Annotated in this window: 22 protein-coding genes and 7 pseudogenes; 6 read left to right on the top strand and 23 right to left on the bottom strand. The window is 70.7% G+C overall.

From position 1 onward, the window contains the following. Positions 1–2 precede the first annotated feature (2 nt). From O0235_RS10960 to O0235_RS16220, 22 genes and pseudogenes are all read right to left on the bottom strand, one after another. Positions 3–830: a CPBP family intramembrane glutamic endopeptidase gene (locus O0235_RS10960; RefSeq protein WP_270055824.1), complete on the bottom strand. Its 828-nt coding sequence runs from the start codon at positions 828–830 to the stop codon at positions 3–5. After that, entirely contained in the window at positions 827–1,108 is a 282-nt protein-coding gene (locus O0235_RS10955; RefSeq protein ID WP_270058068.1) for a CPBP family intramembrane glutamic endopeptidase, read from the bottom strand. Before O0235_RS10955 ends, O0235_RS10960 begins: the two co-directional genes overlap by 4 nt. Positions 1,109–1,647: 539 nt before the next feature. Next, positions 1,648–2,844 (bottom strand): tryptophan synthase subunit beta, encoded by a 1,197-nt coding sequence (gene trpB, locus O0235_RS10950; RefSeq protein ID WP_270055823.1) that lies wholly within the window; start codon positions 2,842–2,844, stop codon positions 1,648–1,650. Then, complete coding sequence (locus O0235_RS10945) at positions 2,834–3,580, bottom strand: phosphoribosylanthranilate isomerase (protein WP_270055822.1); 747 nt, start codon at positions 3,578–3,580, stop codon at positions 2,834–2,836. Before O0235_RS10945 ends, trpB begins: the two co-directional genes overlap by 11 nt. Continuing rightward, complete coding sequence (gene trpC, locus O0235_RS10940) at positions 3,577–4,410, bottom strand: indole-3-glycerol phosphate synthase TrpC (protein ID WP_270055821.1); 834 nt, start codon at positions 4,408–4,410, stop codon at positions 3,577–3,579. The genes O0235_RS10945 and trpC overlap by 4 nt, the downstream gene beginning before the upstream one ends. Continuing rightward, positions 4,403–5,422, bottom strand: a complete 1,020-nt coding sequence (gene trpD / locus O0235_RS10935; RefSeq protein ID WP_270055820.1) for an anthranilate phosphoribosyltransferase — start codon at positions 5,420–5,422, stop codon at positions 4,403–4,405. Before trpD ends, trpC begins: the two co-directional genes overlap by 8 nt. Before the next feature lie 43 nt (positions 5,423–5,465). After that, positions 5,466–6,053: an anthranilate synthase component II gene (locus O0235_RS10930; protein WP_270055819.1), complete on the bottom strand. Its 588-nt coding sequence runs from the start codon at positions 6,051–6,053 to the stop codon at positions 5,466–5,468. Further along, entirely contained in the window at positions 6,050–6,379 is a 330-nt protein-coding gene (locus O0235_RS10925; RefSeq protein ID WP_270055818.1) for a hypothetical protein, read from the bottom strand. Before O0235_RS10925 ends, O0235_RS10930 begins: the two co-directional genes overlap by 4 nt. Continuing rightward, on the bottom strand, positions 6,376–7,026 hold the full coding sequence (locus tag O0235_RS10920) for an HAD family hydrolase (protein WP_270055817.1): 651 nt from the start codon (positions 7,024–7,026) through the stop codon (positions 6,376–6,378). Before O0235_RS10920 ends, O0235_RS10925 begins: the two co-directional genes overlap by 4 nt. Continuing rightward, positions 7,023–7,883 (bottom strand): carboxymuconolactone decarboxylase family protein, encoded by an 861-nt coding sequence (locus O0235_RS10915; protein WP_270055816.1) that lies wholly within the window; start codon positions 7,881–7,883, stop codon positions 7,023–7,025. The genes O0235_RS10920 and O0235_RS10915 overlap by 4 nt, the downstream gene beginning before the upstream one ends. After that, complete coding sequence (locus O0235_RS10910) at positions 7,880–8,272, bottom strand: hypothetical protein (RefSeq protein ID WP_270055815.1); 393 nt, start codon at positions 8,270–8,272, stop codon at positions 7,880–7,882. Before O0235_RS10910 ends, O0235_RS10915 begins: the two co-directional genes overlap by 4 nt. 19 nt (positions 8,273–8,291) lie before the next feature. After that, entirely contained in the window at positions 8,292–9,779 is a 1,488-nt protein-coding gene (gene trpE, locus O0235_RS10905; protein WP_270055814.1) for an anthranilate synthase component I, read from the bottom strand. Further along, the gene (gene trpS, locus O0235_RS10900; protein WP_270055813.1) at positions 9,779–11,350 is read right to left on the bottom strand and encodes a tryptophan--tRNA ligase; all 1,572 of its coding nucleotides are present in this window, start codon (positions 11,348–11,350) and stop codon (positions 9,779–9,781) included. The genes trpE and trpS overlap by 1 nt, the downstream gene beginning before the upstream one ends. Positions 11,351–11,545: 195 nt before the next feature. Continuing rightward, positions 11,546–11,917: pseudogene (locus O0235_RS16100) on the bottom strand (iron-containing redox enzyme family protein); the annotation flags it as partial. Positions 11,918–12,079: 162 nt separating this feature from the next. Then, positions 12,080–12,850: a TrpB-like pyridoxal phosphate-dependent enzyme gene (locus O0235_RS10890; RefSeq protein ID WP_373324445.1), complete on the bottom strand. Its 771-nt coding sequence runs from the start codon at positions 12,848–12,850 to the stop codon at positions 12,080–12,082. A 52-nt stretch (positions 12,851–12,902) separates the two neighbouring features. Beyond that, positions 12,903–13,058 (bottom strand): annotated as a pseudogene (locus O0235_RS16095) (TrpB-like pyridoxal phosphate-dependent enzyme); the annotation flags it as partial. Continuing rightward, positions 13,055–13,291, bottom strand: coding sequence for a hypothetical protein (locus tag O0235_RS10885; RefSeq protein ID WP_270055810.1), 237 nt, complete (start codon positions 13,289–13,291; stop codon positions 13,055–13,057). The gene O0235_RS10885 and the pseudogene O0235_RS16095, both read right to left, overlap by 4 nt. Before the next feature lie 563 nt (positions 13,292–13,854). After that, positions 13,855–14,175 (bottom strand): annotated as a pseudogene (locus tag O0235_RS10880) (alpha/beta fold hydrolase); the annotation flags it as partial. Positions 14,176–14,351: 176 nt separating this feature from the next. Then, a pseudogene (locus O0235_RS16090) lies at positions 14,352–14,534 on the bottom strand (alpha/beta fold hydrolase); the annotation flags it as partial. Positions 14,535–14,770: 236 nt separating this feature from the next. Beyond that, positions 14,771–15,184, bottom strand: a complete 414-nt coding sequence (locus O0235_RS10870; protein WP_270055807.1) for a DUF2203 domain-containing protein — start codon at positions 15,182–15,184, stop codon at positions 14,771–14,773. Then, positions 15,184–15,717 carry a GlgC family sugar phosphate nucleotidyltransferase gene (locus O0235_RS16225; RefSeq protein ID WP_444546139.1) on the bottom strand — a complete coding sequence of 178 codons (534 nt, stop codon included), beginning with the start codon at positions 15,715–15,717 and terminating at the stop codon, positions 15,184–15,186. Before O0235_RS16225 ends, O0235_RS10870 begins: the two co-directional genes overlap by 1 nt. 45 nt (positions 15,718–15,762) lie before the next feature. Beyond that, positions 15,763–16,471 (bottom strand): annotated as a pseudogene (locus O0235_RS16220) (glucose-1-phosphate adenylyltransferase family protein); the annotation flags it as partial. A 982-nt stretch (positions 16,472–17,453) separates the two neighbouring features. Between O0235_RS16220 and O0235_RS10855 the strand changes: the two are divergent. The 6 genes and pseudogenes from O0235_RS10855 to O0235_RS15055 all read left to right on the top strand — a co-directional run bounded on the left by O0235_RS10855 (position 17,454) and on the right by O0235_RS15055 (position 19,946). Further along, entirely contained in the window at positions 17,454–17,846 is a 393-nt protein-coding gene (locus O0235_RS10855) for a nitrilase-related carbon-nitrogen hydrolase (RefSeq protein WP_270055806.1), read from the top strand. A gap of 316 nt (positions 17,847–18,162) precedes the next feature. Beyond that, positions 18,163–18,700 (top strand): annotated as a pseudogene (nadE, locus tag O0235_RS10845) (NAD(+) synthase); the annotation flags it as partial. Between the two features lie 188 nt (positions 18,701–18,888). Continuing rightward, positions 18,889–19,260: a citrate/2-methylcitrate synthase gene (locus tag O0235_RS10840; RefSeq protein ID WP_270058066.1), complete on the top strand. Its 372-nt coding sequence runs from the start codon at positions 18,889–18,891 to the stop codon at positions 19,258–19,260. Next, the gene (locus O0235_RS10835; RefSeq protein WP_270055803.1) at positions 19,257–19,415 is read left to right on the top strand and encodes a citrate/2-methylcitrate synthase; all 159 of its coding nucleotides are present in this window, start codon (positions 19,257–19,259) and stop codon (positions 19,413–19,415) included. Before O0235_RS10840 ends, O0235_RS10835 begins: the two co-directional genes overlap by 4 nt. A 5-nt stretch (positions 19,416–19,420) precedes the next feature. Continuing rightward, positions 19,421–19,741: pseudogene (locus tag O0235_RS16085) on the top strand (citrate/2-methylcitrate synthase); the annotation flags it as partial. After that, entirely contained in the window at positions 19,704–19,946 is a 243-nt protein-coding gene (locus O0235_RS15055; protein ID WP_308445680.1) for a citrate/2-methylcitrate synthase, read from the top strand. The pseudogene O0235_RS16085 and the gene O0235_RS15055, both read left to right, overlap by 38 nt. 20 nt (positions 19,947–19,966) lie before the next feature. Here O0235_RS15055 and O0235_RS10825 read toward each other — a convergent pair whose 3' ends face one another. Then, the gene (locus tag O0235_RS10825; RefSeq protein WP_270055802.1) at positions 19,967–20,722 is read right to left on the bottom strand and encodes a flavin reductase family protein; all 756 of its coding nucleotides are present in this window, start codon (positions 20,720–20,722) and stop codon (positions 19,967–19,969) included. Positions 20,723–20,789: the final 67 nt, after the last annotated feature.

Below are 20,789 nucleotides of genomic sequence, written 5' to 3'. Positions count from 1 at the left end.
GGTCAATACCTCGCGAGGAGCAGGATAAAGCTGAGGCCGTTGAAGAGCACATGGAAGGCGACGGCATCCCAGAGGCTGCCGGAGCGGTAGTACAGCCAGGCGATGAGGAGGCCGACGGCGAAGAAGGGGAGCAGGGTGGCGAGCTCCCGGTGGCTGAGCGCGAAGAGGGCCGAGCTGAAGGCTGCCGCTGGCCAGAAGCCCCAGCGGAGGGTGCCGGTGAAGGCGAGGCCGCGGTAGACGGCCTCTTCGCTGATGGGCGCGGCGACGACGGTGGCGAGGCCGTAGAGCCCCAGCGCGGCGGGATCGCGGAGGACGGGCTCGAGCCCCTCGGGGGAGGGGGAAGGGATGAGAGGGTCGAGGCCGAGGGCAGCAACAGCGGCGGCGTAGAGGCCCGTGAGCGGGTAGGCGACGGCAACGCAGAGGGCGGGGAGCCAGAGCCGGCCGGCATCGAAGCGGTCGAGGCCGACGGCGCGGAGCACGTCGCGGAGCGGGCGGCGAGGGGCGAGGAGGGCGACCGCGACGAAGAGGGCCGAGCTGACGAGGGCCATGCCCCAGGCAACGCGCGCGGCGATCGGGTCGCCGAGCAGGCGCGGGGGGTCGGGGAGGGGGTTGCCGGCGGCGGCGCGCGCGAGCGCGAGGTCGGCGTAGCTGGCGATGCGGGCAGCCTTTTCGAAGGCGTCGCCGGCGTCGCGGAAGCCGGCCTGCGCGCCGAACAGGTTCGCAACCGGCTGGATGAGGAGGAACGGGATGGCGTACGCGAGGACGGCCAGCCAGAGCCCCGCGAGGACGTGGAGTTCGTTCCATGGCGCGGGGCGAAGGCTGCCGTTCATCCGAACGCGAGGATGGTAAAGCTGACGGCGTTGAAGGCGAAGTGGAAGAGGATGGGATACCAGAGGGTGCCGCTCCTCTGGTAGAGCCAGGCGAGGGCGACGCCGATGGCGAAGAAGGGCACGACGCTGCCCGGGTCGAAGTGCACGAGCGAGAACAGGAGGCCGGAGAGGAGGGCGGCGGGCCAGAAGCCCCAGCGGCTGAAGCCGCCGAAGACGAGACCGCGGAAGAAGAGCTCTTCGGTGACGGGGGCGCCGACGAGCGTGACGGCGGCGGCGATGCTGAGGGTGAGGTCGTCGCGGGTGATTTCGATGGGGACGGTGCTGCGGGGTTCGAGCCAGGCCAGGCCGAGGGCATCGACGAGCTGGACCCAGGCGAAGGTGCCGACGTAGGCGGCGAAGACGGCCGCGAGCGGGAGCCAGGCGCCGCCCAGCGGGAAGCGGCGGAGGCCGAGGGCGCGGACGAGTTCGCGGCCGGTGAGGCCGGTGATGATGCCGGTGATGGCGATGATGGCGGCCTGGGAGACCGCCGTGACGAGAAAGAGGATCTGGAGGCTCGCCTGGTCGGCGAGGAGTTCGGGCGGCTCGGGGAGGGGGGCGCCGTCCCGGGCGGCTGCGAGCCGCTCGGCGGCATACCGGGCGATGCGGGCGGCTTTTTCGAAGGTGTCGCCGACATCGCGCGCGCGGAATTCGTGCCCGGCGGCGACGGCGATGGCGAGCGCGGCGACGTTGGTGAGGACGAGGAGGCCGACGAAGGCGGCGATGCCGGAGGCGGCCTGGCGGGGCCCCCAGGGGACGAGCGGGCGCTGCGCCGGAGCGCTCAGAGGGTCACCCCGAGGGCGGCAGCGACGGTGTGCATGTCTTTGTCGCCGCGGCCGGAGAGTCCGACGAGGATATCCTTGCCGGGGCCGAGTTCGCGGGCGAGCTGGATGGCGTGGTAGATGGCGTGGCTCGGCTCGAGGGCGGGGATGATGCCTTCGGTGCGGGTGAGCGCCTGGAAGCCTTCGAGCGCCTGGCGGTCATCGACGGCGACGTATTCGGCGCGCTCGCTGGTCTTGAGCCAGGAGTGTTCGGGGCCGACGCCGGGGTAGTCGAGGCCGGCAGAGATGCTGTGGGTTTCGAGGACCTGGCCGTTCGGATCCTGGAGGAGGTAAGTCCGGGTGCCGTGGAGGACGCCGGGGCGGCCGGCGACGAGGGTGGCGGAGTGTTTGCCGGTGCCGACGCCGTCGCCGCCGGCTTCGACGCCGACGAGGCGGACGGGGTCATCGAGGAAGGGGTGGAAGAGGCCGATGGCGTTCGACCCGCCGCCGACGCAGGCGACAGCGGCATCGGGGAGGCGGCCGGCCTGCTCGAGCATCTGCGCGCGGGCCTCGCGGCCGATGACGGACTGGAAGTCGCGCACGATGGTGGGGAAGGGGTGGGGGCCGATGGCGGAGCCGATGATGTAGTGGGTCGTGCGGACGTTGGTGACCCAGTCGCGCATGGCTTCGTTGATGGCGTCTTTGAGGGTCTTCGAGCCGGAATCGACGGGGACGAGGGTGGCGCCGAGCATCTTCATGCGGAAGGCGTTGAGCGACTGGCGGCGGACGTCTTCGGAGCCCATGTAGACGACGCATTCGAGGCCGAGCATGGCGCAGACGGTGGCGGTGGCGACGCCGTGCTGGCCGGCGCCGGTCTCGGCGATGATGCGGGTCTTGCCGAGGCGCCGGGCGAGGAGAGCCTGGCCGAGCGCGTTGTTGATCTTGTGGGCGCCGGTGTGGGCGAGGTCCTCGCGCTTGAGCCAGATGCGGGCGCCGCCGACTTCGCGGCTGAGGCGCTCGGCGAAGTAGAGCGGGGTGGGGCGGCCGACGTAGTGGCGGAGGAGGTGGTCGAGCTCCTGCTGGAAGGCAGGGTCGCTGCGGGCTTCGAGGTAGGCGGCTTCGAGGTCTTCGTGAGCGGCGACGAGGGTTTCGGGGATGTAGCGGCCGCCGAACTCGCCGAAGCGCGGGGGGAGCGGAGAGGCAGTCTCAACGGTCACGGCTGGCACCTTTCGCGGCGCGGATGAACGCGCGGATTTTCTCGGGGTCTTTGGCGGCGCCGGTTTCGACGCCGGAGGAGACATCGACGGCCCAGGGACGGACGGTGCGGACGGCCTCGCCGACGTTTTCGGGCGTGAGGCCGCCGGCGAGGACGACCGGGAAGCGGGCGGCGACGTCTTCGGCGAGGGTCCAGTCGAAGGCGGTGCCGGTGCCGCCGAGGGCACCGGGCACGGCCGTATCGAGAAGCGTCGCGGCGGCGAGGCCGGGGATGATGCGCTCGGTGATGTCGGCGGCGTCGTCGCCGTCGCGGACGTGGATGGTGCGGAGGACGGGGCGCTGCACCGCGCGGACGAAGGCATCGTCTTCGCCGCCGGAGAGCTGGACGAGGTCGAGGCGGGCAGCCTCGGCGATGTCGTTGACTTCGGCGGGGGTCATGCGGGCGAAGACGCCGACGAGGAGGGGCCGGGCGCGGGCGAGGGCGAGTTCGATGGCGTCGGCCCAGGCGGGAAACCATGAGCGGGCGGAGACTTCGCCGCGGGCAGGCCCGCCGAGGTCGGCCGGCGGCGGCGCGAGGCGGCGGCGCTCAGCGAGGGCTTCGACGATGTCGTGGCAGGCCTGCGGGGTGACCTGGCGGCGCGATTCGGCGAAGACGAGGCCGATGAAGTCGGCGCCGGCCTCGGCGGCGGCGATGGCCGTCGCGGCATCGCGGATGCCGCAGATTTTGACGAGGGTCACGGGGCGCTCCCGGGGGCGGCGGCGGGAACGCCGCGGAGTTCGCGGACTTTTGCGGCGGGGTCGGGCGCGACCATGAGGGCCTCGCCGACGAGGACGGCCGCGGCGCCGACGGCGGTGAAGCGCTCGACATCGGCGCGGGTGCTGATGCCGCTGAGCGCGGCGAGGAGGGCGCCGGGGGGCGCGAGGCTGGCGAGGCGGTCAGTGGTGGCGAGGTCGACCCGGAAGCTGCGGAGGTCGCGGTTGTTGATGCCGACGAGACCGGCGCCGAGCTCGGCGGCGCGGGCCATTTCGTCGGCGCTGTTGACTTCGACGAGCGCCTGCATGCCGAGGGCGCGGGCGCCGTCGTGGAGGCGGCGCAGCGCGGCGTCGTCGAGGGCGGCGACGATGAGGAGGACGGCGTCGGCGCCATGGACGCGGGCTTCGAGGAGCTGGTACTCGTCGATGATGAAGTCTTTGCGGAGGATGGCGGGCCGGGCCGGGCCGAGGGCGTCGACGGCGGCGCGGGCGGCGGCCATGTCGGCGAGGGTGCCCTTGAACCAGGTCGGCTCGGTGAGGATGGAGACAGCGCTGGCGCCGCCGCGGGCGTAGCGGAGGGCCTGCTCGGCTGCATCGAGGCCGGGGGCGATGTCTCCTTTGCTGGGGGAGGCGCGCTTGACCTCGGCGATGACGGCGAGGGGGGCGTCGCGGCGGAGGCGGGCGGCGAAGTCGATGACGGGCGGCGCATCGGCGAGCTGCGCTTCGAGGGCCGCGGCGGGCACCGCCGCCTTCGCCGCGGCGACATCCTCCCGGCGGCGGGCGACGATGGTGTCGAGGATGGTGGGGCTACCCACCGGCGGCCTCGCGGGAGAGGGCGACGTAGGCATCGAGAACCTCGCGGGCGCGGCCGCTGGCGATGGCGTCGCGGGCGAGCGCGGCGCCTTCGCGGAAGTCGGCGGCGCGGCCGGCGACGACGAGCGCTGCGGCGGCGTTCATGACGGTGAAGTCGGTCTTCGGGCCTTCGGCGCCGTCGAGGATGGCGAGGATGTCGCCGGCGTTGGCGGCCGCGTCGCCGCCGGCGACGGCCTCGAGGGTGCCGGGCAGGACGCCGAAGTCCGCCGGTGTGATGACGCGCTCGGCGACCGCGCCGTCGCCGACGACCCAGGCGAGGGTCGGCGCGGCGGGGCTGATCTCGTCGAGGCCGTCTTCAGAGTGGACGACGAGAGCGCGTTCGATGCCGCGGAGTGCGAGGGTTTCGGCGACGAGCGGGCCGAGGGCGCGCGCGCCGACGCCGACGAGCTGGCGCGCGGGTTGAGCGGGGTTCGAGAGCGGGCCGAGGATGTTGAAGGCGGTGCGGATGCCGATTTCGCGGCGGGCGCCGCCGACGTGGCGCATAGCGGGGTGCATCCGCTGGGCGAAGAGGAAGCAGAAGCCGCAGGCGTCGATGATGCGGGCGATGGCGGCGCCGTCCAGGTCGATGCGGGCGCCGAGGGCTTCGAGGACGTCGGCGCTGCCGCATTTGGAGCTGGCGGCGCGGTTGCCGTGCTTGGCGACGCGGACGCCGCAGGCGGCGACGATGAAGCCGGCGGCGGTGGAGACGTTGATGGTGTCGATGCCGTCGCCGCCGGTGCCGCAGATGTCGATGGTGCCGGGGGCGCGGACGGGCTCGGCGTGGCGGAGCATGACCTCGAGGCAGGCGGCGATGGCCGCGGGGGATTCGCCGCGGAGGCGCCAGGCGGTGAGGAAGGCGCCGACCTGGGCCGGGGTCGCGGCGCCGGTCATGAGTTCTTCGAGGGCGGCGGCGGCGAGCGGCGGCGGGAGGTCGCCGGCATCGACGAGGGTTTTGATTGCTTCCTGGACGGCCATCAGCGGGCGCTCCGGCGCGGGGTGTGGGAACCAGTGTGGCGAATCAGGCGGGCCATTCGCCACCTTCCATGCGGAGGAAGTTCGCGAGGAGCTCTTTGCCGTGCTCGGTGGCGATGGATTCGGGGTGGAACTGGACGCCTTCGACCGTGTAGCGGCGGTGGCGCACGCCCATGATGATGCCGGATTCGGAGCGGGCGGTGACTTCGAGCTCGGGCGGCAGGGTATCGGGAGTGCCGCAGAGGGAGTGGTAGCGGACGGCCTCGAAGGGGGATGGGATGCCTTCGAAAACGCCGCGGCCGTCGTGGGTGATCTGCGAGGTCTTGCCGTGCTTGATTTCGCCGGCGCCCGCGACGGTGCCGCCGTAGACGTCGTAGATGCACTGGTGGCCGAGGCAGACGCCGAGGACGGGGACCTTGCCGGCGAAGGCGCGGATGACGTCGCGGGAGATGCCGGCGTCGTCGGGGTCGCCGGGGCCGGGGGAGATGACGACGTGGTCGGGCTGGAGCGCCAGGCACTCCTCGAGGGTGACCTGGTCGTTCCGGTAGACGCGGACGTCGGCGCCGAGTTCGCAGAGGTACTGGTAGAGGTTGTAGGTGAAGGAGTCGTAGTTATCGATGAGCAGGGTGGTCACTGGTCGAGCGCTTCCTCCCGGGAGAGATCTTCGGCGATGAGGGCGAGGACGGCTGCGAGCTCTTCGGGGGTGTAGCCGAAGCCGCGCCGGTCGAGGCGGAACTTGGCGGCGAGGTAGGCGGGGTCGAGCGAGGCTGGCGAACGGAGGTCGAGCGGATAGGCGGTGCCGGGCTCGCCGATGAGGGCGACGAGGAAGTAGCCGTCGCCAGCGGAGCGGGTGAGCGAGGCGGACTCGGCGAGGAGCGGGACGAGGGCGAGTTCGACGCCGCCGGAGCGGTAGAAGCGGACGGCGACGTGGGCGATGTGCTTCTGGAGGAGGGCGCTCATCGGCCGAACCCCTGTTCGACGACGAGTTCGAGGACGGCGCCGGGGGTGCGGGCGGTGAAATCGGGGACGGCCTCGAGGAGGGCCTCCGCGTCGACCGTGCCCCAGAGGGCGGCGATGGAGCGGACTCCCGCGTTCCGGGCGGCCCAGACGTCGGCGGGGCTGTCGCCGACGAAGGCGACGCGGCCGGGGTGGTCGGCGAGGAGGCGGTCGAGGGCGGCGTAGACGGGCTCAGGGTCGGGCTTGTGGCGTTCGGTATCGTCGAAGCCGATGACGGCCTGGAAGTACTGGAGGAGGCCTGCGGCTTCGAGTTCTTCGGTGGCGCCGTAGCTCACCTTCGAGGTGACGACGGCCATCGGGATGCCGGCCGCGTGGAGGGAGCGGAGGACCGGTTCGATGCCGTCGAAGGGGCGGATGGCGCGGTCGCGGCCGTAGTAGTGCTCGCGGTAGACGCGAGCGAAGCGCTGGTAGCCGTCGCCGACGAGGCGGCGGGCGAGGTCTTCGAGGGTCCCGCCGCGGTTGGAGCGCCAGAGTTCGATCGGGTCCACGGGCTGGCCGAGGACGACCTGGTGGGCGTAGGCGAGCGACTCCATCCGGGCGGGGAGGGTGTTCAGGAGGGTGTCATCGAGGTCCCAGAGGATGGCGCTCACGGGGCAGGCTCCTGCCGGGATGGGCGGGGGATACCGCGACTGGCGAAGACGTCTTCCATGACGGCCCAGGCTTCGAGGGCGGCGGGGAAGCCGGCGTAGATGGCGACCATGCGGAGGACTTCGACGACCTGGTCCGGGCTGGCGCCGTGGTTGAGAGCGCCCTCGAGGTGGGTGCGGAGGGGAGCGCCGGTGCGGCCCTGCGCGGCGAGCATGGCGACGACGAGGAGGCTGCGGGTGCGGCGGTCGAGCTGCGGGCCGGTCCAGAAGCGGGCCAGGGCGAACTCGATGATGTCGTCGGCGAGCTCGGGGGAGGAGCGGCGGAGGGCAGCCCCGGCGGCCGGGTCGCCGCCGGTGAGGGTGCGGAGGACATCGAGGCCCGCCTCGCGGGCGGAGGCGGGAGGCGGCGCGGGCCGGACGGCGGCCTCGAGTTCGGCGCCGAGGGCGGCGAGGATGTCGGCGGAGCGGTCGGGCGGCTGGTCGAGGCCGAAGGCCTCGCGGATGGCGCGGCGGACGCCGGGGTGGAGGTCGATGGCGTCGAGCTCGTCGAGGGTGAACCAGCCGCTGCCGACACCGGGGGGCGGGGCCGGTTCGCCCTGCCAGCCGGTGGGGGCGTAGAGGTTGTAGACGACCTGGCCGTCCTCGGCGGGGAAGTAGTGGGTCTGGAGGAAGTCCTCTTCGACGGCGGGCGCTTCGATGCCGAGCCGCTGGAGGATGCGGTCCATCTCCTCGTCGACGTCGTGGACGTCGGGGGGGAGGGGGCCGGAGGGGAGTTCCCAGGGCGCGGCCGGGGCGGGGCGGACGAGGAAGATGCGCCCGCCGCGCTCGAGGATGGCGGCCATGGTGATGTGCTGCTTCATGTGGTCTTGATGGCGATCGTATCGAGAACGGAAAGGAGGAGGATGCGGAGGGAGGGGGAGAGACCGGCGGCGAGAACGTCATCGCGGGAGAGCCAGCGGCCGGCGCCGGGGGCCGGGTCGGGCTGCCACTGCCAGACGGTGTAGAAGCCGGAGAACCAGGGCCGGTCTTCGGCGGGGTCCTGGTAGTCGAAGGCGCCCTGGGCCCAGATGGCGGAGGCCTCGATGCCGAGCTGGTCCCAGAGGTGGGCGCGGAGTTCGACTTTGCGGTCCTCGGCGAGGGGGCGGAAGATGCCGCCCGGGAGACCGAGCCGGCCGCCGACGTCGCGCAGGAAGACCTCGCCGGGCCGGACGAGGATGCCGTAGACGCGGTCGGGGCGGCGGTCGGTCACTGGGGTGCCCCCGGGGAGGTCAGCCGTAGCCGATGCTGCCGGTTTTCAGCTCGGCGGCGGCGACTTCGGCCTGGTCGATGGCGCGCATGAGGGCGCGCATCTTGTTGACGGTTTCCATGTATTCAGTTTCGGGGACGGAGTCGTAGACGATGCCGCCGCCGGCCTGGAGGTAGGCCACGCCGTCTTTGACGACCATGGTGCGGATGGCGATGCAGGTATCGAGGCTGCCGGCGAAGGAGGCGTAGCCGACGGCGCCGCCGTAGATGCCGCGGCGGCTGGGCTCGAGCTCGGCGATGATCTCCATGGCCCGGACCTTGGGAGCGCCGGAGAGGGTGCCGGCGGGGAAGACGGAGCGGAAGGCGTCGAACGGCGTCCTGTCGTCGGCGAGGCGGCCGGAGACGTTGGAGACGATGTGCATAACGTGGGAGTACTTCTCGATGTGCATCAGGCTGTCGACGCGGACGGTGCCGGGGCGGGCGACGCGGCCGATGTCGTTGCGGCCGAGGTCGACGAGCATGATGTGCTCGGCGCGCTCTTTTTCGTCGGCGAGGAGTTCGGCGGCGAGGCGTTCGTCTTCTTCGGGCGTGGCGCCGCGGGGGCGGGTGCCGGCGATGGGGTGGGTGGTGACGACGCCGTCTTCGACGCGGACGAGGAGCTCGGGGGAGGCGCCGACGACCTGGAAGTCGCCGAGGTCGAGGTAGAACATGTAGGGCGATGGATTGATGGTGCGGAGCTGGCGGTAGATGTTGAAAGGGTGGACGGCGGTGGGCCGGCGGAGCCGCTGGGAGGGGACGACCTGGATGCAATCGCCGGCGACGATGTACTCCTTGATCTTCTCGACCATGAGCTCGTAGCCTTCGCGGCCGACGTTGGATTCGGCCTGGCCGTTGGTGCGGAGGACGGCGGCGATGTCCTGGTGCGGGAGGCGGACGGTGGGGCTGTTCAGCCGTTCGACGATGGCGTCGACCTGGAAGGCGGCTTGCCGGTAGGCGGCGTCGATGTCGCCGTCGAGGCGGCAGTGGGCGATGACTTTGATGGTGTGGCGGAGGTGGTCGAAGACGACCATGGCATCGGTGAAGAGCCACATCGCCTCGGGGATGCCGAGTTCGTCGGCCTCGGGCGGGCGGACGCGGGGCTCGAAGTGGCGGACAGCGTCGTAGGCGACGTAGCCGATGGCGCCGCCGGTGAAGGCGGGGATGCCGGGCGTCATGATTTGGCGGAAGCGGGAGAGCTCCTGCTCGACGGGAACGAGGGGGTCGCCCTCCCATTCGCGGCCCGGCCCGGTGCGGAGGACGCGGTAGGGCTGGGTGCCGATGAAGGAGTAGCGCGCGAGCCGCTCGCCGCCTTCGACGGATTCGAGGAGGAAGCTGTAGGGGCCCGTGGCGACTTTGAGGTAGGCGGAGACCGGCGTCTCGAGGTCGGCGGTGACCTCGCGGTAGACGGCGACGAGGTTGCCCTGTCCGGATGCTGCGAGCTGGCGGACCTCTTCGAGGGTGGGGCGAAGCATCAGTATTTCTCGAGGTAATTGAGGTCGAGGGCGTCGTGGACCATGTCCATGGTCTCGCGGGCGATGCGGCGCATGCGTTCGGAGCCGGACGCGAGGGCATCGCGGACGAGGCGCATGCGGGCTTCGTAGTAGGCGCGGCGTTCGCGGAAGGGGTCGAGGAGGTCGTTGAGGACCTTCGTGAGGCGGTCTTTGAGGACTTTGTTGGGGACGCCGCGGGTTTCGTACTCGTGTTCGAGCTGGCGGAGGCCCTCGGTGTCGGGGTCGAAGGCGCGCAGGTAGAGGAAGATCGGGTTTTCGTCGCAGCGGCCGGGTTCGTTGGCGCCGCGGGGCGGGCCGCCGTACATGCTGCGGACCTTGCGGGCGACGGTCTCGGCGTCGTCCTTGAGGTCGATGGTGTTGCCGCGGGACTTGCTCATCTTGGCATTGCCGTCGATGCCGACGAGGCGGGGGACGCGGCCGACGAGGGCTTCGGGCTCGGGGAAGACTTCTTTGAAGCGTCGGTTGAAGCGGCGGGCGGTCTCGCGGGTGAGTTCGATGTGGGGAAGCTGGTCCTCGCCGACGGGGACGAGGTGGGCCCGGGGCATAAGGATGTTGGCCACCTGCATGACGGGGTAGGTGTAGAAGGCGACCGGCACGGACTTGCGCTCGGTGGAGCCGTCTTCGGGGTTCTCCATCGCCGCCATCTCGGACTTGAGGGTGGGGTTGCGCTCGAGCATGGAGACCGGGAGGAACCAGCCGAGGAGGGTGGTGAGTTCGGCGTGCTCGGGAACGAGCGATTCGATGACGAAGGCGGAGCCCTCCGGGTCGAGGCCGACGGCGAGCCAGTCGAGGGCGACTTCCCAGACGGCCTCGCGGACGCGGGGGATGTCGTCGGCGTAATCAGAGACCTGGTAATCCGCGATGAGGAAGTAGCACTCGTAGTCGTGCTGAAGGCGGACCCAGTTTTCGAGGGCGCCGGCGTAGTGGCCGAGGTGGAGGGCGCCGGTGGGGCGGATGCCGGTGAGGATGCGTTTGCGTTCGCTCACCGGGGGCCTCCCTGGAGGCGGCCGGGGCCGCGGCCGGGCGCGGGCGGCGGGCCGGCGGGGCGGGGCGGGGCGGGGCGGCCGGGGGCGGCGCCGGGGCCGGCCGCGCGCTCGGCGGCGCGGAGGCGGGGGCGGCGGGCGGGCGGGGCGGGGCGGGGCGGGGCGGCCGGGGGCGGCGCCGGGGCCGGCCGCGCGCTCGGCGGCGCGGAGGTAGGCGTTGATCTGCTTGCCGGCCTGGTCGATGAGGTCGAGCTCGGCCGAGAAGACGGACTCGGGCTCGTTGATGAGGGCGGCGAGGACGTGGAGCCAGGAGCGGCAGGCGGCGAGGGCGCCGCGGGCCTCGCGGAGGATGGCGGCCTGGGCCTGGCCTTCGCGGGCGCCGGCCTCGGCGATGCGGGCTGCGGCTTCGAGCCGGACGGCCTGGAAGGCGCGGTCCTGCGCCTCCTGGGAGGCGCGGAGGTTGGACGGCACTTTGAGGCGCCCGATGGACGCGGCGAGCCGGATGGCCGTGTTCCAGGCCTCGATCTCGGTGTGGTCGGTGCCGGGCATCTCAGTGCAGCGGCCGCGTAGCAGCCGTCGAGGAAGGCGAGGAGGCGGTCGCAGGCGGTATCGACGGCGCGAGATGACGGCGTCTTGCATCGGTGCGAGGCCTCGGCGATGGCCTCCATCTCGGCGCCGGAGCTGGGCGATATCGGCGACGAGGTGGACGGAGAAGAATTCGAACTGCTTCGGTTCGAAGCCGTAGAACTCGGTGAGGCCTTTGATTTTCTGCCAGGCGATGCCGGGGACCTGGCCTTCGTAGGCGAAGAGGGTGCCGAGCGCCTCGGCGACGGGGGCTTCGTTCGCCATGCGGCGGAAGTGGTCGACGAGGGCGCGGGTCTCCGGGCGGAGCTCGGCGTTGACGACCTCCTCGGGTTCGACGCCGACGGCGCGGGCGAATTCGAGCCAGAGCGCGGGGTGGTTCCGCTCGCCGTGGCCTCTTCGTCCCAGAGGTTATCGAGGATGAGCTGGCGGATGTTGGCGCTCTCGGTGCGGGTGTGGATGGCCGAGAGGAAGCGGGGGAAGGCGAGCTTCGAAGTGGTAGTACTGGCGGGCGTACTCCTGCATCTTGTGCATGGGGAGGGTGCCCTGCGTCCATTCGACGTAGAAGGGGTGCTTGAGCATCGACTTCGCCTCGAGGCACGGCCTTGATGGCGGGCTTCGAACTGGGTGGAGACGGTGAGCATCGACATCGGGGTACTCCGCGCTGTGGTGATTTCAGGATAGCCGGGGCACGGCTTAGATGACGGGGAGGTCCTTCATCGCTTCGCGGACCTTTTCTTCGGGGTAGAAGTCATCGATGAGCTTGCCGGCGAGGTAGTCGTCGTAGGCCTGGAGGTCGAGGAGGCCGTGGCCGGAGAGGTTGAAGAGGATGACGCGGCTGCGGCCTTCTTCGCGGGCCTGGATGGCTTCGTCGATGGCGGCGCGGATGGCGTGGGAGCTTTCGGGCGCGGGGACGATGCCTTCGGTGCGGGCGAAGAGCGTGGCGGCTTCGAAACAGGGGTTCTGGGGGTAGGCGCGGGCTTCGATGTAACCCTGGTCGTAGAGGTGGCAGAGGAGGGGCGCCATGGCGTGGTAGCGGAGGCCGCCGGCGTGGATGCCGGGGGGCATGAAGGTATGGCCGAGGGTGTACATCTTGAGGAGGGGCGTGAGGCCGGCGGTATCGCCGAAGTCGTAGCGGTATTCGCCTTTGGTGAGGGAGGGGCAGGAGGCGGGCTCGACGGCGAGGAAGCGGGTGTTCGTCTTGCCGGCGAGGCGGTCCTTCATGAAGGGGAAGATGAGGCCTGCGGTCCGTTGGAGCCGCCGCCGGCGCAGGCCGATGACGACGTCGGGGTATTCGCCGGCCATCTCCATCTGGGCGATGGCTTCCTGGCCGATGACGGTCTGGTGGAGGAGGACGTGGTTGAGGACGCTGCCGAGGGAGTACTTGGTGTCGTCGCGCATGGCGGCGTCTTCGACGGCCTCGGAGATGGCGATGCCGAGGGAGCCGGAGTTTTCGTGGGTCTTCAGCGAGGATTTTGCGGCCGGCTTCGGTGTCGGGGCTGGGGCTGGGGACGACGGTGCCGCCCCAGACCTGCATGAGGGAGCGGCGGTAGGGCTTCTGGTTGTAGGAGACGCGGACCATGTAGACCTTGCATTCGATGCCGAAGAGCTGGCAGGCGAAAGCAAGGGAGGAGCCCCACTGGCCGGCGCCGGTTTCGGTGGCGATGCGCTTCACGCCTTCCTGTTTGTTGTAGTAGGCCTGGGCGACGGCGGTGTTGGGCTTGTGGGCAGCCGGAGGGGGTAGACGCCTTCGTACTTGTAGTAGATGTGGGCGGGCGTCTGGAGGGCCTGTTCGAGGAAGGTGGCGCGGATGAGCGGGGAGGGCCGCCAGATGCTGTAGATGCGGCGGACTTCTTCGGGGATTTCGATGTAGCGCTCGGTGCTGACTTCCTGCTTGATGAGCTCCATGGGGAAGAGCGGGGCGAGCGCTTCGGGGCCGATGGGCTGGTGGGTGGCGGGGTGGAGGGGCGGCAGGCGGCGGGGTGGGGAGGTCGGCCGCGGATGTTGTACCAGTGGGTGGGCAGCCGGTCGTCGGTGAGGAGGAATTTGCGGGTTGCCATGGGTGATGCCCTCCGTTGGGTCGCGATAGGCGCAGGCGGATGCTGCGAAGCAAAGCGACCCCTCGTCAGCCAAAGGACGAGGGGTCGCTCGCGGTGCCACCGCAACTTTGTTCCCCGGGGCTCGGGGGTTCGCCTGCGGGGCACTCTTCAGCCGCCGCGGGCGGGAATGCCCGCGAGGGCCCTGGCTGTGATAACGGTGCCACTCCGCCGCAACCTACTGCCCCGGGGTGCGGGGGTTGGGCTGCGGGGCTCCCGGGCCCATTCGCCTGCAGCGCTGCCGCCGGTTTTCAGCTGCGCCCGGCTCTCTGGGGGCTCGCTTAGCAGGGTACTCTTCCCGTTCGTCGCCGTGCGTCTTCAGTTGAGGGGCTCAAGGTAGGGCGCGACCGGGGAGCGTGTCAATGGGCGCGCGGCTCAGCGGTGCTCGGCGAGGAACGATTCGAGCGCTTTGCGGGCCTCCGGTTCGATGAGGAGCGGGGCGTGGCCGACGCCGGGGACTTCGACGAGGCGGGCGCGGGGGTTGGCCTCGAGCATCTTGCGGGCCGTCTCGGCGGAGAGGACGTCGCTCTGGGCGCCGCGGATGATGAGGATGGGGCATTCCATGGCGTTGAAGGCGTCCCACGGGTCGAGGGCGGGCGGCTTCGGGGGCGCGGTGCGGACGGCGGGGTCCATCTTCCAGACGTAGACGCCGGCATCGGAGTCGGCGAACGTTGTAGCGGGCGAATTCGGCGAGCTGGTCTTCGGTGGAGGTGGGCGAGCATGGGGGCGTAGTGTTCGCGGTAGTAGCGGACGACGGCCTTGAGGTCGGCGAACATTTCGGGCGCGCCCTGGACGTAGTCGAGGATGCGCATGGAGGTGCCGGCGGGATCGATTTCGGGACCGATGTCGTTGAGGACGGCGGCGGCGACGCGCTCCGTGTGGCGGGGCGCGTACTGCATGGTGATGAGGCCGCCCATGGAGGTGCCGACGAGGGCGAAGCGCTGGAGGCCGAGGGCTTCGCGGACGGCCTCGAGGTCTTCGACGTAGGTATCGATGGTGTGGGACTGGTCGGGCGGACCCCATTCGGTTTCGCCGCGGCCGCGGACATCGAGGCAGTAGACGTGGTAGCGTGGCGGCGGAGGACGTTGGCGATGGCGTCGAAGGTGTGGGCCTGGCCGGCGAGGCCGTGAATCATGAGAACGACCGGGGGTCGCCGGGGGCGCCGCGGGCGAGGAGGTGGTGGCGGAGGCCGTTGGCCTGGACGAAGATGTCGCGGACAGGGAAGACGGCGGACATGGCGAGCGCTCCCGCGGGAGGTTGGCGGGGATTATAGGGCGCGGCGGCGGCGGCGTCAGAGCGGCTGATGCGGCCGGCGAAGCCGGCATCGAGGTCGATGCCACCAGGCGATGGTGGGTTCGCCGAGCTGATAGCAGAGGTAGACGATGCGGCTGCCGCGGCGGTGGGGGAAATCGATGAGGCCGCGGGCGGGGTCTTTGAGTTCGATGCCCTGCTGTTCGAGGGCCTGGACGGCGGCGCGGACGGCATCGCGCAGGGGTTCGGCGGGGTCGAAGTCTTCGGCGGCGGCGAACAGGGGCAGCGAGGTCGTGGCCGTCGGCGGTGGCGCCGCGGGCGGCGAAGCGGCGCGGGCAGCTTCGATGGCGCGGAGTTCGAGGTAGGCCTGCCGGAGCCGTTCGAGCACGGGCACGACGGAGGGCAGGAGGGCGCGGGCTTCCTCGAGAGTGAAGAGGCGCGGAGCGGGGCCCATCAGACGAAGAGGTGGAGCGGGATGTGGGTGGGGTGGACGGAGGCGCCGGATTCGAGCTCATCGCGGTCGGCGAGCTCTTCGTGGACGCCGGGGCCGACGACGACGTTGCGGCCGATGCGGAGGCCGGGGGGAATGGTGGCGCGCTTGCCGATGATGGAGATGCCGGTATTGACGATGTCCGGGCGTTCGAAGTTGGGGATGTTCGGGTCGCCGGTGCCGATGATGCAGCCGGCGCCGACGGTCACTTCCTTGTCGAGCGGTAGATGCAGCGGTCGATGACGGCGCCGGAGCGGATGACGCATGCGGTGCTGGATGATGGATTCGCGGACGACGGCGCCGGGTTCGATGACGACGCCGGGGGAGATGACGGAGCGGTAGACCTCGCCGTCGATGCGCGCGGAGGGGGAGATGAGGGATTCGGTGACGCGGGCGCTGGCGCCGAAGCGGGCGGGCGGGGGGATGGAGCCGGCGGTGCGGAGCTTGAGGTCCGGGTCTTCGAGGTCGAGGGGCGGGTTGGGCTGGAGGAGGTCCATGTGGGCGGCCCAGTAGGACTCGATGGTGCCGACATCGCGCCAGTAGTCGTGGTACTGGTAGCCGAAGACGCGGTGGGTTCGGAACATGCGGGGGATGATGTCCTTGCCGAAGTCGTGGGAGCTGGCTTCGCCGAGGTCGGCATCGGCCTGGAGCTGTTCGACGAGGACGTCTTTGTTGAAGACGTAGATGCCCATGGAGATCCAGGAGCCGCGAGGTTCTTTGGGCTTTTCCTGGAAGTCGATGACGCGGCCGGTGGAGTCGAGGTCGATGTGGACGCCGAAGCGGATGTGGGCTTCGCTGACGGGGGACGCTGTAAACGGCGACGGTGGCATCGGCGCCCTGGGAGCGGTGGTAGGCGATGAGGTTGCGGTAGCTGAGGTGAGGTAGATGTGGTCGCCGGCGAGGATGAGGACTTCGCGGACGCGGGAGTTCTTCGATGACGTAGAGGTTCTGGTAGACGGCGTCGGCGGTGCCCTGGTACCAGTCGGCATCGGCTTTGCCGAGGTAGGGCTGGAGGATCTGGATGCCGCCTTCGGGGGTGTCGTAGCCCCAGGGGCGGCCGGCGCCGAGGTGGTTGAAGAGGGAGCGGGGGCGGTACTGGGTGAGGACGGCGAGCTTGCTGATGTCGCTGTTGGCGCAATTGGAGAGGACGAAGTCGATGATGCGGTAGTTGCCGCCGAAGACGACGGCGGGCTTGGCGCGCTGTTCGGAGAGGATGGAGAGGCGGTCGCCCTGGCCGCCTGCGAGGATCATCGCGAGGACGTCGTTCATGGGCTGCCTCCTGCCTGGCTGCGGCGCGCTCGTGGGGATGGCGTCATTCTAGACGGCGCCGCCGGCCCCCGCTGGTAAACCGGGGGCCGGCGGCATGGCGGAGAACCGGGACTAGCTGGCGCGGCGCAGCGCGTGCGGCCTCGGAGCGGAGGACCATGGCGAACGCGCAATCTCGACAAATCACGGTCGCGTAGCTGGTCTTCCGGGCGCCGACGGGTTCGACGTCGGCGATGAGGATGCGCGAGATGCGCGCGGGTGTGGCGCCCGCAGAGCGGGCAGGGGCTGAAGGATGTGGTGGTTCGAGTCATCTCCCTACCTCGAAACCCCGCCGATGGGAGGATGGCAGACCGCGGGAGGCGCGGGAATCGGGCGGGATGCCTCGAGGCGAAACCCCGATGGGAGCCTGTGGGGCGGGGCGGGCCTATACTCGCGGCGAGGAGGCGACGATGAGGCTGGTGCGCCTTGGGCTGGCGCAGATCGACGGACGACGGTGGGCGACCTCGAGGGGAACGCCCGGAAGATCCGCGAGCTGCTGGCCGCGGCGCGCGATGCGGGCTGCGATATCGCCGCGTTCCCGGAGCTGGCGGACTGACGGGCTACCCGCCGGAGGACTTGCTGCTGCGCCGGGCGTTTTGCGAGGCCTCGCGGGAGGCGACGGCGGCGCTGGCGGAGGCGACGCGGGGGATGGCGGCGGTGGTCGGGTTCGTCGACTGGCGGGACGATGATGCCTACAACGCGGGCCGGCGGTCTTCGCGGACGGGCGGTGGGTGGACACGTACGACAAGCAGCGGCTGCCGAACTACGGCGTGTTCGACGAGGAGCGGTACTTCCGGGCCGGGCGGCGGACGCTTCGGTGTACCACCGGGGCAGGCGCGGGTGCGCTTCGGGGTGAGCATCTGCGAGGACATCTGGTATCCCGGGGCGCCGCTCGATGCGATGGCGCTGGCCGGGGCAGAGCGTGTGCGTGAACATCAATGCTTCGCCGTACCACCGGGGGAAGGCGCGGGAGCGGGAGCGGATGCTCGCGTACGCGCGCGGCGGACAACGGGATTGCGGTGGCGTACCTGAACGCCGTGGGCGGCGGCAGGACGAGCTGGTGTTCGACGGCGCCTCGGTGGTCGTGGATGCGGAGGGGCGGGTGATCGCGCGGGCGCGGCAGTTCGCGGAGGAGCTGCTGGTGGCGGACGTGGACCTCGATGAGGTGGCGCAGCGGCGGCTGCACGACCCGCGCCGGCGGGTGGAGCTGCGGGCGCGCGATTGGGTGACGGGCGCCGAGGCCGTGGAGCTGGGGTTCGCGCTGGAGACGAGCCGGGAGCCGGCGCGGGCAGGCGGCGCCGGTCGCGCCGCTGATGGCTGAGGAGGAGGAGGTGTGGTCGGCGCTGGTGCTGGCGACGCGGGATTACCTCGGCAAGACGGGGTTCCGGGAGGCGATCATCGGGCTTTCGGGCGGAGATCGATTCGGCGGTCGTTGCGGCGGTGGCGGTGGACGCGATCGGCGCGGAGCGCGTCATCGGGGTGTCGATGGCCGAGCCGGTATTCGAGCGAACACAGCAAGGAGGACGCGCGGGAGCTGGCGGAGAACCTCGGCATCCGGTTCCTGACGATCGGGATCGAACCGGCGCACGGCGGCGATGCTGGAGATGATGGCGGAGGTGTTCGCGGGCGGCGAGCCGGGGACGGCGGAGGAGAACCTGCAGGCGCGGCAGCGCGGCAACGTGCTGATGACGATTTCGAACCGGACGGGGGCCATCGTGCTGACGACCGGGAACAAGAGCGAGATGGCAACCGGCTACGCGGAACGCTCTACGGGGACATGGCGGGCGGGTATGCGGTGCTGAAGGACGTGCCGAAGACGCTGGTGTACCGGCTGGCGCGGTGGCGGAACGCGCAGGCCGGGCGGCCGTGGATCCCGACCGAACGGTCCATCACGAAGCCGCCGAGCGCGGAGCTGCGGCCGGGGCAGCTGGACCAGGACTCGCTGCCGTCCGGTACGAGGTGCTGGACCCGATCCTCGAGGCGTATGTGGAGGACGACCGGACGGTCGACGAGATCGTGGCGATGGGGTTCGAGCGGGAGACCGTGGAGCGGGTGGTGCGGATGGTGGACCGGAACGAGTACAAGCGGCGGCAGGCGGCGCCGGGGGTGAAGATTACCCCGCGGGCGTTCGGGCGGGACCGGCGGCTGCCGCTTGCCGACCGAAGTCATCGCTAGCGGGACGGGCGGCGATCACGTCACGGGCGGGCGCGGGCGTGGTAGGATCGTGGGGCAACGGCTTGTATACAATCCGCGGGTTCCGCGGCGAGGGAGTAGGCACGTGACCGAAGTCATCGCACGGGGGCTGGAGGGCGTCAACGTCACAGCGACGAAGCTGTGCCGGATCGACGGCCAGAAAGGCGGAGCTGATCTACGCCGGGTACAACATCTTCGACCTGGCGGAGCACTCGACGTTCGAGGAGACTGTGTTCCTGCTGTGGAACCTGCGGCTGCCGACGAAGGCGGAACTGGAGCAGCTGAAGGCGGACCTGCGCCGGGAGCGGCCGCTTTCGGACCTGAACTCGCGGGTGCAGCGGGAGATCGTCGGGAAGATCCGGCCGATGCGGGCGCTGGAGATCTCGGTCATCATCGCCGGGGCGCTGGACCCGAAGTCGAGCGACCTCTCGCAGGAGCAGCTGAAGAAGACGGCGGCGCTGCTGACGGCGCGGATGCCGACGGTGCTGGCGAACTTCCACCGGCTGCAGGCAGGGGCTGGAGCCGGTGCCGCCGCGGGATGACCTCGGGTCATGCGGCGAACTTCCTCTGGATGCTGAAGGGGGAGGAGCCGAACGAGCTCGAGGCGCGCGTCTTCGACGTGGCGATGATCCTGCACGCCGAGCACGAGATGAACGCCTCGACGGGTTCTCGGCGCTGGTCACGGCCTCGACGCTGAGCGACATGGTACTCGGCGATCGCGTCGGCGGCATCGGGACGCTCAAGGGGCCGCTGCACGGGGGCGCGAACGAGGCGGTCTACCGGACGCTGGAGGCGATCGGGACGGAGGAGAACATCCCGGCGTACGTGGACGACCTGCTGGCGCGCGGCGAGCGGGTGATGGGCATCGGGCACCGGGTATACAAGACGACGGACCCGCGGGCGATCATCCTCGAGCAGCTGGGCCACAAGCTGGCGGAGACGTCGCCGGACCGGAAGTACTTCGACCTCTCGCTGAAACTGCGGGATTACCTGGCGAAGAAGCTGGAGGGGAAGCCGCTCTACCCGAACGTGGATTTCTTCAGCGCCTCGGTCTACAAGATGCTGGGCATCCCGAGCGACGCTGTACACGCCGATATTCGCGATGTCGCGCATCGCGGGCTGGACGGCGCACCTGCTGGAGCAGTACGCGGACAACCGGCTGGTGCGGCCGAACGCGCTGTACGAAGGCGCGGATCTGCGGCCGTACGTGCCGCTGGAGCAGCGGTAGCTCCGGCCTACGGGGCAGGCTTAACGTTCGATGCGGGCCGGCCCGGCGGGGCCGGCCCCGCTGTTTGCGGCGGAGCGGGCCGGGTCAGGATTCGTGCTGGAGGCGCTGGCGGTAGCCTTCGTCGCCTTCGAGGCGCCGGAGTTCGGCCTCGCGGGCTTCGCGCTCGAGGCGTGCCTCGCGCTCTTCGGGTAGGTCTCGGTGACGAGGGCGCCGTGTTCGTCGACGGTGACGACGGCTTCGAGGAGGTCGCTGACGACGGCGTAGTGGCGGCCGCCGATGTAGGTGAGCGGCGACTTCTCGCGGGACTGGAGGAGCCAGCGGCCGGCGTAGGCCTCGTCGTCCGCCTGGACTTTGACGGGGTCGGCGACGAAGAGGGTATGGTCGCCGATTTTGATGGCGTCTTCGACGAGGCATTCGATCCAGGCGAGGCAGCCGTCGATGAGGGGCGCGTCGATGAAGAGGGGACGGAAGGTTTCGAGGCCGGCGGCTTCGAGCTTGTTCGTTTCGAGGCCGGAGAGCGAGCCGAGGAAGGCGGTGTGCTTGAGGAGGGCGGGGCCGGGGATGTTCACGGCGAAGGCGCCGCTGAAGCGAATCATGGCAGCGGTGTGGCGCTCCGGGGCGATGGCGGCGCCGATGCGGGGCGGGTCGATGGAGAGGGGGGTCATCCAGGCGATGGGCGCGGCGTTGACGTTGCCGCGCCAGGCGGTGGTGATGATGCCGACGGGGCCGGGGTTCAGGAGGCGGCGGGCATCGGCGGGGTCGCAGAGGCGGCGCATGGAGGAGCCTCGCATTGCGTGGATTCGGGAAATGGAACAGCCGGGCTGCTGGAGCCCGGCTGGAACG

Source organism: Tepidiforma flava, from assembly GCF_027594505.1.
Lineage (GTDB): Bacteria > Chloroflexota > Dehalococcoidia > Tepidiformales > Tepidiformaceae > Tepidiforma > Tepidiforma flava.
Note: the sequence above shows the minus strand (reverse complement) of the source record. Positions and strands in the feature narration are given on the sequence as shown.